Raw genomic sequence first — 13,281 nt, 5'->3', positions numbered from 1 at the left:
TTTGGGTTAGCTTTATAAAGTTTTCGACAGAAGGGGCTGAAAGAGGAAGCTGAGACCTTTTACTTACCCCAACCCACGCTTAACGACGCTTTCGCGGGAATTAAGAATCGTCCGGAGGTTTCGACATGAAAGCCAAACGCGAAGCCCTTGTGAGCCTCTTCACGGCTATGAGGGAAGGAAAGGTTGACGCGGATATAATCGATCACCTCATGCTCATCAACTCGATAAGGGGAATCTACACGACCTCCTCCTGCTCCGGCAGGATCGGCATAATGGAGGAACCGGACCTCGGGGCCAAGCCCCTCGCGAGGTGGCTGATCAAGGTCCACAGGCCGATGGAGTTCGAGGAGGCAAGGGAGGCCCTGAGAAACGCCGAGAAGGGCCTCATATTCCTCAAGAGCCAGCCGCCCATATTCCACATCGTCGCCGAGGACGTGGAAAAGGCAAAGAGGCTCCACGAGATCGGTTTGGCCTCGGGTTTTAAGTACACCACCTTCAAGGTCGTCTCGAAGCGCTACCTTGTGGAGATAAACGCCACGGAGTACCTGACGGCACCGCTCGGCAGGGATGGAAGGATACTCGTGGACGATGAGTACCTCCGTTTCGCGGTTGACCTCGGCAACGACATGCTGAGACGGAGCAAGGGCCGGCTGCCCCGGCTTGAGGAGAAATTCAGGGCACTGAGGGAGGAGCTCGGTGAGGACGAACTGTTCTACGAGCTGGCGGAGCGGTATATGATAGAAGAAAACTGGAAGCTACCTTAAATCACCGGCTCTCGTTCCACTCCGGATTTCCATACCTCTCCTCCACCAGCCTCTCGGCGAGCTCGAGCTCATAGTCGGTGAGCCCACCCTCCTCAGGCTCAAAGGCACTGAAGAAGCTCTCCCTGAGCAGCTCGTAGGCCTCCCAGCGGCTCAGATTTATGCCCTCGCGCTCCAGGGTGGTTACCCTCTCCCAGATGCTCGAAACGCCCTTGTCGGCGAGCTTGGCCTTGGAGACCCTGAGAACCCTTCCGAGTACCTCAACGCGCGTGGAGTACATGAACGTGCCGTGCTGCAGGATGACTCCCTTCCGCCTCGTCTGTGCGGAGCCACTGATTTTTTTCCCGTTGGCAACGATATCGTTCAGGCCTGAGAAGCCCGCCTCAAGGCCGAGCTCTTTCAGCGCATCAACCAGCGGGCCGGCTAAATAGCGGTAGCTGCTCTCAACGTTCCTGAGCATCGGATGGTAGTCCTCGCCGACAACGACGGAGTAGGTTACCTCGCCGTATTCGTCGTGGAACACCGAACCGCCGCCGGTAATCCTGCGGACGACGGGGATGCCGAGCTTCCGTGCCTCGTCAAGGTTGACGTCGTGGACGACGCTCTGGAAGCGGCCTATGGTCACGGAGCTCGGCGAGAAGGCGTACAGCCTTACCGTGTCGGGAACCTTTCCCTCTATCCTGGCCCTCATTATCGCCTCGTCTATGGCCATCTGGACCTCGGGCCTTGCAACGATGAGCGGGATGAACCTCATGGCACCACCAGGGTTAAAAAGTTCGAAGTGTTTTTAAGCCCAGCGATGATGACGCCCAAGCCCTTCCGAGGTGACGATGAGGAGAGCGGTCACCACTGAGCTGCTTTCATCCTCTCTAACCCGGGCCCACGATAAAGACATTTCCTGCCCGGATAGCCTTCAAGCGACAAAATTGGGTCAAAGAAATGCTGGGGAGATAAAGCAAACCCCTCAGCCCTTCAATAACCCAACCACGGCCTCCGCGACCCGAGCCTTCTCGACGGTTCTCTGCTCGCCGCTCTCCATATCCCTTACCGTGACCTTTCCTTCCGCCAGGTCCTTCTTCCCAACGAGGACGACGTACGGAACTCCGAGCTTTCCAGCATAATCGAGTGCCTTCCTGAGCTTTCTTCCAGTTAGCTCGCAGTCGGTTTTGACGCCCGCGGCCCTCAGGGCGCTCGTTATCTCAACGGCGGCCCTCCTCAGCTCGACGTCCTTCCCGATGGGTACGACGTAGACGTCGGGCCTGAGCTTCGGCTCCGGGATGAGCCCCTTCCATTCGAGTATCGGAATGAGGCGCTCGATTCCAATGGCAAAGCCCGTCGCCGGGGTCGGCTTTCCGCCGAAGACGGAGATAAGGTTGTCGTAGCGGCCGCCGCCGCCTATCGAGCCTATGCCGAGGTCGTTGGGGGCGATGGCTTCAAAGACTATGCTCGTGTAGTAGTCGAAGCCCCTCGCTATGCCGAGGTCTATCCTTATCCACTTCGAGACGCCGTAGGCATCGAGCAAATCGACCAGCTCGTAGAGGCGCTTGATTTCCTCCTTAGCTTTCTCGCCCGTGAAGAGCTCCTCAGCCTTCGGAAGAACCTCTTCGGGAAGGCCCTTTATCTCCACCAGCGCCAGGACTTTCTCGACGCCCTCATCGTCCAGCCCGAACTCCCTCAGGGCGCCGGCGAAGTCCTCCCTGCTCATCTTGTCCTTCTTGTCTATGAGCCTCATCAGGCCTACGTCGTCCTCAACGCCGAGCATCTTTGCGAACTCGTCGAGGAGAACGCGGTCGCCTATGTTAACGGTGAAGTCCTCGAGGCCGGTGGCGAGGTAGCTCTCAACGAAGAGGGCTATGACCTCCGCATCTGCCTCAACTTTATCGCTCCCGAGGAGCTCCACCCCTGCCTGCCAGAACTCGCGGTAACGGCCGCTCTGGGGTTCCTCATAGCGGAACATGTTGGCCATGTAGTACCATTTAACGGGCTTCGGGGCGTTCTGGAAGCCGTTGACGTAGAGCCTCGCGACGCTGGACGTCATGTCGGGTCTGAGCGAGAGGTTCCGTCCGCCCTTGTCGTCGAAGGCGTAGAGCTGCTCGACCACCTCCTCACCGCTCCTCAGCTTGAAGAGCTCGGTGTACTCAAAGGTGGGCGTGAGAACCTCGTGAAAGTTATACCGCTCGAAGACCTCGCGGATTCTCTCGAAAACCCATCTCCTCTTCGCCATCTCCTCCGGGAGCAGGTCTCGCGTTCCCTTAACTTTTTCAAGCCTTACCTTCATTCTCAACCCTCCTTTCCTGGAAAAAGTGCAGGGGGTTAAAAGGTTAGCCCAGGAGTTTTGGCCCTGGCCCGTTCTCCGGACAGTAGGCCGAGGGGTTGTCATCCAGCAGACGTCATCAGGAGGTATATCCCGACGACGCCCTGGACCATCATCTGGGCACCAATAGCCATCGTGAACATACCGATTATCCTTATGAAGACCCCCAGGGTCGTTTTGCTGACGTTCTTGATCAGGTACAGCGTCACGAACATGACGAGGGCCGTCATCAGGATGGCAAGGAACACCGCCGCGGTCGCGTGGTAGAGACCCTTCTCCGCGGTGAGGGTTATCGCGGTCGTTATCGCGGCCGGGCCGGCTATCAAGGGCGTCGCAACGGGGACGGCGGCAAGGGCGAGTATGTTCTTCTCTTTTTTGAGGGTCATCATTCCGCCGCTTTCGAGGGCCTCGAGACCTATCTTGAAAAGGACAAAGCCGCCGGCAACGCGGAGGGCGTTTATGTCGATGTGGAATATGTCCTGAAGAATTATCTGGCCCGAAACCGCAAAGAGGAACAGGAGGAGGAAGCCTATCAGGTTCGCCCTGACAATAAGCGTCCTTATGTCCTCTATGTGGAAGTCCTCCCTGAGCAGGCTGACCAGGAGTATCTTGTCGCTCGGGTCTATCATGATGAGCATGAATAGTGCGGAACTGAGTATCGAAAGCCACTCGCTCATGCTCCCCACTGCGGTGAGGGTTTTATAAACCTATGCCCGGAAGTGTACCTTGGCGATGACGAGACCGGCACTGGCTGAGGTGTGATGAGCACTCGGTTGGCCGAGCTAACGCCTCGAGAAGACCAGCTTGAGGAGCGGCGGCGTGACCAGCGTCGTCGCCATGACCATTGCGATGGCTATGGAAAAGCTCTCGTTCGTCAGGATTCCCTCGGCGAGGCCTATGTTGGCCATTATAAGGCCCACTTCCATTCTCGGAATCATTCCAACGCCTATCTGGAGGGACTCCATGGGGCTGAACTTCGAGAGGATTCCGCCGATTCCACAGCCGATGATCTTCCCGACTATGGCGAGGAGTGAGTAAACCAGCGCGAAGGCCCCCGCCGCGAGGACCACGTGGGCATCGGTTTCGGCGCCGACGCCGACGAGGAAGACGGGAATGAAGAAGGCGTAGCCGAGGGTGATTATCTTGTCGGTTATCTTCCTCGCGTCATCGCTCCCGGCGACGAGTATTCCCGCCAGGTAGGCACCGGTTATGGCCGCTATCTGGAAGTACTCGGCGAGGTAGGCGAAGATGAGCATCACGACTATCGAGACCGTGGTGACGGTTTCGGGGAGGTTTATCCTGTGGGAGGAGCGGAGAACCTTCTTGACGATTCCCCTGCCTATGAGGTAGCTGAGGAGGAAGAAAGCGGCGATTTCAACGAGAAGCACCGCTATATCCCCTACGTAAACCGTCCCCTTGGTGTTCATGGCCACGAGAATCGTCAGGATTATTATGCCCAGGACGTCGTCCACCACGGCGGCGGCCAGGATAGCCGCACCGACCCTCGTCCTGAGGCGCTTCATCTCCATGAGAACGCTCGCGGTTAAACTGACGCTCGTCGCCGTCATGACGCCGCCGAGGAAGAGGGCCTCCATACCCGGGTAACCCCACCTAAGGGCCACGGCGTAGCCGAAGATGAAGGGAAGGGCAACACCCAGGGAGGCTATGAGAAAAGCCGGGAGGCCGACGCGCTTGAACTCCTCCATGTCCGTTTCGAGACCGGCCAGAAAGAGGAGCATTATGACGCCCAGCTCGGAGATGAGCCGAACGCCCTCGCCGTAGGTCACGAAGTTCAGAAGGGACGGGCCGAGGAGTATTCCCCCGATTATCTGACCCAAAGCCGCGGGGAAGCCGAGCCTCGAGCTTAGGTAGCCCATCAGCTTGGCCGTAATCAGTATGACCGCCAGCTCCAGGAAGACGTCCATGGTAACACCCGATTTTAGTGGTCAGAGGGAGACGAGGCGTATGAGGCGTATTATGTCCTTAACCTCCAGCAGGCCGTGGGCCCTGCCACCGTCGTCCACCACGGGAAGGTGGTGCTTTCCGGTTTCGAGCATTATCCTTATGGCGTGCCCCAGGTCGTCGTTGATTCCAACCGTTATAGGCCTGGTGACCATTATGTCCTCCACCCTCGTCGCCCTCGTGACGGAGTACCTCTTCAGCAGGCCGAAGCCCACTATGGAGTGCCTCCGGGGAACGTCGAAGAGGTGGAGTATGTCCTTCATCGTGACGAATCCGACGAGCTTTCCCTCGGAATCAACGACGATAGCGGAGCTTTCCTCCTCGCCCATGCTCTCGATGAGAGTTGCCAGGGAGTCGTGAGGGTGAACGACGAGGTAGTCGCGGTCCATGACCAGCCTCACGGGGACCTTGGAAACGTACCTGATGTTGTGGCTAAGCTCTTCCTTGCGCTGGAGCTGGAGGAGCCGTCTCTTGCTGTGGATTATCCGTATCTTCTTCGCTTTGGCCTCATGGGATTTTTCCCCGGCATTCAAAGTGTCCATACACCCCACGTTTAAACACTAATGTGCGAAAGTGTTTAAAGATTTCGGAGATTCCTTTGAGTGTTACGTGTCAAAAGTATCGTACGCCCCCGACAGGTTAACCAAAAACTTGCCAAAAACTTTTTAAGGGCCTGCCCATAGACATCGGCAAGGGAAATATGGTTTCTGAAGCAGGAAACGGAAAGACCTACGATGTCGTGATTATAGGCGCCGGCCCCGCCGGCCTCTTTGCGGCCTACGAGCTGGCGGAAAAGAGCGATTTTAGGATTCTGGTGATAGAGGAAGGCGGCAACGTCGAGCAGAGGATCTGCCCGATGTACGATCTCGGCTACTGCATCGGCTGCCAGCCCTGCCACATAATGAGCGGCGTAGGCGGTGCGGGGGGACTGAGCGACGGCACGATAAACCTCAGGCCGGACATAGGCGGTGATTTAAGCGAGCTTACGGAAGACGAAAACTACGCCTGGCAGCTCGTCTGGGAAGTTGACAGGATTTTCCTGCGCCACAGGTCACCCAGAAACCTGTTCAGGGGAAACCCGGAGGAGATCCGCTACTGGGAGCAGAGGGCGGCACAGGCGGGTGTGAAGTTCATCCCGATAATCCAGCGGCACATAGGTTCGGACAGGACGCCCGAGGTTATAGCGGATATAAAGAGGTACCTCGAGGGCAAAGGCGTCGAGTTTCTCCTCTGGACCAAGGCCCTGGAGTTCGGGCCGGGCCGGGTGAAGGTGAAGAGGGGAAAGAACATCTTCACGATCAACGCCAGCTACATAATCGTCGCCCCCGGAAGGGGCGGGGCGGACTGGTTCCACGACGTGGCCGGGAGGATAGGGCTTGAGGCGAGGCACGGGCCGATTGACGTGGGCGTCCGCGTCGAGGTTCCCGCGATAGTCATGGAGCCGATAACGAGCATAAACCACGACCCCAAATTCCACATCTACACCGACACCTACGACGACTTCGTGAGGACCTTCTGCACCAACCCGAACGGCTTCGTCGTCGAGGAGAAGTACGACTCCTACGTCGGCGTCAACGGGCACTCGATGCACGAGAAGAAGAGCAACAACACCAACTTCGCCTTTCTGACGAGGATAGAGCTGACCGAGCCGGTTGAGGACACCACGGCCTACGGGAAGAGCATAGCACAGCTCGCAACGACTATCGGCGGCGGAAAACCGCTCCTCCAGCGCCTCGGCGACCTCAGGAGGGGCAGGAGGAGCACGTGGGCGCGCATAAAGAGGAGCGACGTTGAGCCGACCCTGAGGCACGTCACGCCGGGGGACATAGCGATGGCCCTGCCGCACCGCGTTGTGACCAACATCATAGAGGGGCTTGAAAAGCTCGACCGCGTTCTTCCGGGCGTTGCGAGCGACCACACCCTGCTCTACGCACCCGAGATAAAGTACTACGCCATGAAGGTCGAGGTGGACGAGAACCTTGAGACGAGCATAGAGGGAATCTTCGCTGCCGGCGACGGTGCCGGCCTGAGCAGGGACATAGTGAACGCGGCCGCCACGGGTCTTTTAGCGGCGAGAGGGATACTCAAGAAGGAGGGCATTTTCACGGAGAAGGACTTCAGGAAACCGGGGAACTGGAAGAACAAAATAGAGGAAATGGAATAGTTTCAGCCCGCGACCTCCATGACCAAAAGCAACTCCGGAACCTCAAATGAATCCCCTGTGTGGTCTCTAACCGTTATTTCCCCGTATTTTCCGATTTTTAGATAGTAGTGGTCACACTGGCTCAGGATTTCACGCCACTCGCCCCCATCGAAATCAGGCCCAGGCCATAGGTAGCGGACGAGCTTCCCGGCCATCAGGGGGGTGTAGTAGAACCCAATGAGGGGGTGGCGCGAGGAGAGCACCCAGCCCTTCTCGAAACCACCCGGAAGGTAGCCGTTGGCGTAGTCGCCGGTGGCCAGCAGGGCCCCGAAGTCCTTCTCCGCGAGGTCCCTCAACCGCTCATCTTTCGTGTACCCTGGGTACTTCTCAACGAGCAGTTTCTCGACGAGGGTCTCAAGGCTCCCGATGTCCCCCTCTCCAGGTGCTCTGGCCATTGCCTTGAGGCGCTCGGCCCCCCAGGTCCAGTTTCTAACCACGACCTCGCCACGCTCATCTAGCGAAACCATGTAAACGGTCACGTTCTCTATCTCGCCCATGCCCGTGTATATCGAGTACCAGTAGTAGTTTCCGAGGGGAACTGGCGGAAGTCGCTGGTCGAGGACGAGGTAGGTGCCGTTGACCTTGATGGCAACCGTCGCGTGCCCGGTGCTCCTGTTCCAGTAGTCGATGCTCAGAACGTAGACTGGACTAACGTTGGCCTCGAGGAGGAGGCCCGCCGTCAGGAGGGCATAATCGGTGCAGATTCCGCTTTTCAGGCGGTAAGCCGTGTCGTTGATGGCCTGGACGCGGGTGAGGTTGAGGTACAGCCACTTTTCGGTTTCGTTCAGGCTCTCCCACCGGGCCACGCTTTCCTCAACGAACTCGGCCTTGGTATGGTTGTAGGTTATTGTAGCATTTATCCACTCAAGGATTGCCCACGCCCGGTCAAGAACCGAGCCGCTGGAGAGGTTCCTGGCTATACCGGAGATTTGCTGCCTCATAATCCTGCTGAGACCTGCCTTGAGAGTTTCCTCATCGAGCCCGTATCTCCAGTCCAGAGCGGGATCGGTCCCGATTTCAACCTCATAGCCGTCGGACAGGTAATCCTCATCTGTGTCGGGGCTGATGGGGTCGAGGCCGTGCTGGGCCTCGTAACCGTCAAGAAGGGTATCGTTGTCGGAGTCCTCCTCCCACGGGTTCGTTCCGTAGGCAAGCTCCGAGTAATCGTCAAGCCCGTCATCATCGCTGTCCTGCCTGAGCGGGTCGGTGTGATATGTGAAAATTTCCCCGTAGTCACCCAATCCATCTCCGTCGGTATCGGCCGAGAGGGGGCTGGTGGTGTAGTTTAAAAGCTCGCTGGGATCACTCAGGCCGTCTCCGTCGGTGTCTTTCATACGGGGAGAGGTGTTGTAGACGTTCACTTCGAAACCATCGCTGAGACCATCGTCGTCAGTGTCCTTGAGTGTCGGATCAATGCCGTGTTCCAGTTCAAACCCATCGCTGAGACCGTCCCCGTCGGTGTCATTATTGTTGGGGTTCGTCCCGTATTTACCCTCCTCCGAGTCGGGTATTCCATCACCATCGCTATCAGCGACGCCGCTGCCCGTGACGGTTGGAGTGAGTGAAGTCTGCCCACCTCCAATGCACCCCGCGGAGAACACGGAGATCACGAGCAGTGAAACCACGAGGAACACCAGCCCAATCCTGCGCACGGAACCTCACCAGAACACGGGGCGCAAGAAGGACTCTTAAGGTTTTATCTCATCACATGATACTTTCTCACCATGTGAGATTAAAGGAAAAATTTCTAAGATCCCGCGATACAATTTTGATGGGTGGTCGTATGGAAGCGCTCGCCATGGTGATAGGCTCGGCGGTTGCGTATCTCTTCCTCTCGGGGAGGAAGGAAAAGGAATGGGAGGAGGAGCTTGAGCTCAGCAGGGGCCTCAACATCATAAGAACCTTCAAGGACCCGGACTATAACATAACCCCCAAGAACCGGCAGAACACCAAGGTCGCCGTTAAGCACGCCATTAAAATAGACAAACGCGCCCTCCTGGAGGGCATGCCAAAGAGTGCGACGGTGATTATCGTGGACAGTGCGGGAAGGGCCTACGCAGGCAAGTTCGGAGGAATTGAATATGAAAGGAGAGGCCTGATCCTGAAGAAAGACGTCCCAAAGATCAAAATACGAACGGCAAAGCAGGGCCGGCCAGTTGTGAGGGAGTACGATGAGATCCGAGAGGTATACGTCAAGCTGATGAAGAGCACCGAGGGGATAATAGACGAATGGAGGAGGGACAAGTTCTACTACGCCGCAATCGTGGCAAAAAAGAAGGGTGTGTATCCATTTAAAGTACGGAGAGGATAACGTTAAAAGCCCCCAACCTCTTCTATTTTTGGTGAGAGAAATGCCCATGAGGTGCAAGTTCTGCGAGAGGCCGGCGTTTATAAAACTCCACTACCCGAAGATGTACCTGTGCCCCGAACACTTCACCGAGTACTTCGAGAGAAAGGTCAAGCGCACGATAGAGCGTTACAAGTTGATAAAACCCGGCGAGAGGATTCTGGTCGTGGTGAGCGGGGGAAAGGACTCGGCCGTTACAGCCCACGTCCTCAAGAAGCTCGGCTACGACATCGAGTGCCTTCACATCAACCTGGGCATCGGCGAGTATTCCGAGAAGAGCGAGAAGTACGCGAGGAAGCAGTGCGAGAAGCTCGACGTTCCCCTCCACATCGTCCGCGTTAGGGAGCTCCTCGGGAAGGGCATCGGGGAAGTGAGAACGCGCAGACCGACCTGCTCCTACTGCGGGCTGACGAAGAGATACATCTTCAACAAGTTCGCCTACGACAACGGCTTCGACGCGGTAGCTACCGGCCACAACCTCGACGACGAGGCGGGCTTCATCCTGGCAAACATCCTGAACTGGAACACGCAGTACCTGGCCAAACAGGGACCGGTAACCCCGGCGCAGTTCAACGGAAAGCTCGTGAAGAAGATAAAGCCCCTCTACGAGCTTACCGAGAGGGAGGTAGTCGCCTACGCTCTCGCCAACGGCATAGAGTACCACATCGAGGAGTGCCCCCACGCGGTCGGGGCCACGACGATAGAGGTCAAGGGCATACTCAATGAGATGGAGGAGAGGAGGCCAGGGACGAAGATAAACTTCGTGAAGGGCTACCTCAGGAAGAAGGAACTCTTTGAAGGGGAGCTCCAGGAGGCCGACCTCAGGGAGTGCAGGGTCTGCGGCATGCCGTCGAGCGGTGAAATCTGCTCCTTCTGCAGGTTCTGGCGCAGGGAGGAGCCGATAAACTTCAGACTCTGATTCCTCCCCTTTCGAGGGACGGCTTTCGAGAGAGGGGAGTAAGACAAAAGACTATTTAAATCTAGCAGGGATATTTTCTCACATCATCAACACCACAGGTAGCAGGTGATAAAAATGAGCGTACCCGACGGCCTCATGATGAACCTCTGGGAATCACTAAGGATGGGCGAGATAGTCCTCATGGAGCGGACGGACAGCGGGGATCAGTACTTCGGATTCTACCAGTTGGTGAACTGGGGCAGAAGCAGGGGGTACAAGGTCGTGGTCATCGACATCCTGGACTCGCTCCACATTCTGAAGGCCAAGGCGCGGCTCGCCGGCCTCGATGACGGGGTTCTGAACAGCGTGAAGGTCATCAAAATAGGGGGCACAATAGAAATCGGTGAAGTCGTTGGGTGGATACGGGACATCTCTGAGCCGGTTATTCTCGCAAAGAAGTTCATGGAGACCTACACCACACTTCTCGAATCAGGAGGACCAACCCTAACGGCCGTGGTGGGTCTTGAGAAGCTCTTCGTGGCATCGGAGTTCTCGCCGAAGAACGTCCAGGTCATAATCAGCGCCATATCCAAATACGTTGGCGATGAGAGGAGGCTGTCCGTCCATTTCCTGAAGGCCAACGTTATAGACGGCATGAGACAGCCGGTGGTCAAACTTCTGGAGGACCTGGCGACCACTGTAATCCAGATCTCGAGAAAGGACAAGGTGACGGAGTTCAGGGTGCTGAAGTCGGTGGATCCGAAACTCGAGGGAATGACGATAAAAATGTGAAAATCAAAGTTCCCTGAACCGCAGTCTGAATCTCAGCTCCCCATCGACAGGCAGGAGGACAGTGTAGCTGACGCCCTGCTGCACGAAATCCCAGCCGGCTTCGCTCTGACTGAGGGTCTTTATTGGGTACTTCCACACCCTTGCCTTTTTGTCGAGCTCCACCGCCACCCTTCCGATGCCGTGGGGGTCGTTCACCTCGAACTTCTCAGCCTCGAACTCCGCCGGCTCCTCCATGACGCTGTGGACGGCAAGGTTAAGCTCGACGCCGAAGAGGGCCTTTGAGTCACTCCTAACGGTGTAGTCCACCACGAAGCCATCCTCAGTCAGGTGGAAGGTCTTCTCCACCCTCGCCGGCCTTCCGGAGACGGTTCCGTCCCTCTCGAGGGTGACGCCGCCCTCAAAAAGGCCGTAGTCGTAGGCACCCGTCACGAAGTCCCCAAGCTCGATGTGCCTGTTGAGGCGGTACTCCTCGAGTGCCGTCTCCGGCTCAAGGAAGTGGTCCTGCAGGATGGCCCTCAGGTGGTCATCGTAGGCGAGCTCGCGCCGTATCTCGTCCGGAATCTTCCTGCCGACCTCGTGTATGCTCGCCACACCCTCCTCGCCTTCCTCCTCGGGGGTGGCGGACTCAGGAACCTCGTGGTAGTGCTCCCAGCGCCTCGCGAGCACATCGTTGTAGTTGACGGCCCTCCTGCGTGAGGAGAGCTCAAAGAGGGCACCGCCGTAGGAGGGCTTAAAGACGGCATAGAAGTTCTCGTCCTCGATGAATACCTCATCGCGGCCGTCAAAGTCTATGTCGCGGACGAAGCTGCCCGTGGAGGCGAAGCCGTTGGCCCGTATTATGTTCTCCCAGACCGCCCTGCGGAGGTGCGGGAGGTAAACCCCTCCGAATACACCGTGCCAGTAGGCGTCGTTGCACTGGGCCTTGAGGATGAACCTCCTCGCCTCGGGATTGTCCCTCACCAGCTTGCTCACCATCAGCATCCTCTTGTGCATGTAGTTGCTCTCGGGGTACTTGAAGAAGAAATTCTTCCAGATTCCTCCCCTGACGAAGACGCGGTACTTCTCGAACTGGCCGTGCCCCTTGAGCTTTTCAACGAACTCCACGAAGAGCTTCGCCTGCTTTGCCGGGAGGGACCACTCGCTCATCTCGAAGTAGGAGGCAATGGGCAGGTAAACCAGCCCGCGGGGCTTGAACCTCGCAAGGTACTCGGAGTAAAGCGTTAGATTTATCCTCTCATCGCTCGAAATCCTGTCAAAGAACTCCCTGAGCCAGCCCTTCTCGTAAACCCACTCGTACGTTCCCGGCCAGACACCGAACTTCTCACCGTCGTCGTGGAAGACAGCGACCCTGCTCTCGTCACCGTTGTCAAGGCTGTGGAGGTACTCGACGGTCTTCTCAACGGGGCGGAACGGGATGAGGTAGCGGAGCTTCTCGTCTATCGGGAAGACAGCTATTACCTCCCCGCCGTCCTCGGTGTAGTACGGCCAGTAAAGTTCCTCCTTGCTCAGGCCGGCACTCATGAAGTGGTAGTCATCGACGATGACGTAATCGATTCCCGCCTGCCTGAGGCTCTTAACGAGTTCGGGCTGCCAGACGCGCTCGGTGAGCCAGACGCCCCTGGCGTCGTAGCCGAGTTTCTTTGCAAAGTCCTTCAGGAGGGTTATCTGCTCAATCCTGTCCTCTTTCGGGATAGCCGCCAGAACCGGCTCGTAGAAGCCTGCCACGACTATCTCCAGCTGTCCTTTCTTCACCAGGGAGCGGAGGAGGTCTATGTATTCGGGCCTGTTGGCCTCGAGCCATTCGAGGAGGGGGCCGCTTATGTGAACCGCGGCCTTCATGTTCGGGTACTCCTCCAGAATCTCCATGAAAGGTCTGTAGGACCTATCGTAGGCGCTCTCGAAGACCCAGCCGAAGTTTCCGAGGGGCTGATGGTTATGAATGCCAAATATAAAGTTCACCATTGCCAACCACCCACCAGATATGTTATCACTAGCGGTGATATG

Annotated in this window: 12 protein-coding genes; 5 read left to right on the top strand and 7 right to left on the bottom strand. The window is 57.2% G+C overall.

Going from position 1 to position 13,281, the window contains the following annotated elements; all coding sequences use genetic code 11:
• Positions 1 to 125: 125 nt before the first annotated feature.
• Positions 126 to 764 (top strand): hypothetical protein, encoded by a 639-nt coding sequence (locus E3E42_RS09465; protein WP_167904327.1) that lies wholly within the window; start codon positions 126 to 128, stop codon positions 762 to 764.
• Position 765: 1 nt separating this feature from the next.
• On the opposite strand, the gene E3E42_RS09460 is transcribed toward E3E42_RS09465, so the two are convergent.
• The 5 genes from E3E42_RS09460 to E3E42_RS09440 form a co-directional block, all read right to left on the bottom strand.
• Positions 766 to 1,515 carry a biotin/lipoate A/B protein ligase family protein gene (locus E3E42_RS09460; RefSeq protein ID WP_167904326.1) on the bottom strand — a complete coding sequence of 250 codons (750 nt, stop codon included), beginning with the start codon at positions 1,513 to 1,515 and terminating at the stop codon, positions 766 to 768.
• Between the two features lie 210 nt (positions 1,516 to 1,725).
• Positions 1,726 to 3,039 carry a histidine--tRNA ligase gene (gene hisS, locus E3E42_RS09455; RefSeq protein ID WP_167904395.1) on the bottom strand — a complete coding sequence of 438 codons (1,314 nt, stop codon included), beginning with the start codon at positions 3,037 to 3,039 and terminating at the stop codon, positions 1,726 to 1,728.
• A 98-nt stretch (positions 3,040 to 3,137) separates the two neighbouring features.
• Positions 3,138 to 3,752 (bottom strand): MarC family protein, encoded by a 615-nt coding sequence (locus E3E42_RS09450; protein ID WP_058937699.1) that lies wholly within the window; start codon positions 3,750 to 3,752, stop codon positions 3,138 to 3,140.
• Positions 3,753 to 3,857: 105 nt separating this feature from the next.
• Positions 3,858 to 5,000 (bottom strand): cation:proton antiporter, encoded by a 1,143-nt coding sequence (locus E3E42_RS09445; protein ID WP_167904324.1) that lies wholly within the window; start codon positions 4,998 to 5,000, stop codon positions 3,858 to 3,860.
• Between the two features lie 21 nt (positions 5,001 to 5,021).
• On the bottom strand, positions 5,022 to 5,579 hold the full coding sequence (locus E3E42_RS09440) for an HPP family protein (RefSeq protein WP_167904394.1): 558 nt from the start codon (positions 5,577 to 5,579) through the stop codon (positions 5,022 to 5,024).
• 158 nt (positions 5,580 to 5,737) lie between these two features.
• Here E3E42_RS09440 and E3E42_RS09435 point away from each other — a divergent pair, with 158 nt between their 5' ends.
• On the top strand, positions 5,738 to 7,201 hold the full coding sequence (locus E3E42_RS09435) for an NAD(P)/FAD-dependent oxidoreductase (RefSeq protein WP_167904323.1): 1,464 nt from the start codon (positions 5,738 to 5,740) through the stop codon (positions 7,199 to 7,201).
• A gap of 2 nt (positions 7,202 to 7,203) precedes the next feature.
• Here E3E42_RS09435 and E3E42_RS12035 read toward each other — a convergent pair whose 3' ends face one another.
• Complete coding sequence (locus E3E42_RS12035) at positions 7,204 to 8,892, bottom strand: transglutaminase-like domain-containing protein (protein WP_167904322.1); 1,689 nt, start codon at positions 8,890 to 8,892, stop codon at positions 7,204 to 7,206.
• Positions 8,893 to 9,023: 131 nt separating this feature from the next.
• On the opposite strand from E3E42_RS12035, the gene E3E42_RS09425 reads away from it, so the two are divergent.
• The 3 genes from E3E42_RS09425 (at position 9,024) to E3E42_RS09415 (ending at position 11,277) form a co-directional block, all read left to right on the top strand.
• Entirely contained in the window at positions 9,024 to 9,551 is a 528-nt protein-coding gene (locus E3E42_RS09425) for a hypothetical protein (protein WP_167904321.1), read from the top strand.
• Between the two features lie 46 nt (positions 9,552 to 9,597).
• Positions 9,598 to 10,506 carry a TIGR00269 family protein gene (locus E3E42_RS09420; protein WP_167904393.1) on the top strand — a complete coding sequence of 303 codons (909 nt, stop codon included), beginning with the start codon at positions 9,598 to 9,600 and terminating at the stop codon, positions 10,504 to 10,506.
• Positions 10,507 to 10,620: 114 nt separating this feature from the next.
• Positions 10,621 to 11,277: a DUF257 family protein gene (locus tag E3E42_RS09415; protein ID WP_167904320.1), complete on the top strand. Its 657-nt coding sequence runs from the start codon at positions 10,621 to 10,623 to the stop codon at positions 11,275 to 11,277.
• Between the two features lie 3 nt (positions 11,278 to 11,280).
• Here the strand turns inward: E3E42_RS09415 and E3E42_RS09410 are convergent, their stop codons facing one another.
• Positions 11,281 to 13,245, bottom strand: coding sequence for an alpha-amylase/4-alpha-glucanotransferase domain-containing protein (locus E3E42_RS09410; protein WP_206206085.1), 1,965 nt, complete (start codon positions 13,243 to 13,245; stop codon positions 11,281 to 11,283).
• Between the last annotated feature and the right edge of the window lie 36 nt (positions 13,246 to 13,281).

Origin of the sequence: Thermococcus sp. JdF3, from assembly GCF_012027495.1 — an archaeon.
In the GTDB taxonomy this organism is placed as follows: Archaea; Methanobacteriota_B; Thermococci; order Thermococcales; family Thermococcaceae; genus Thermococcus.
This window is presented reverse-complemented; position numbering and strand designations above follow the sequence as displayed.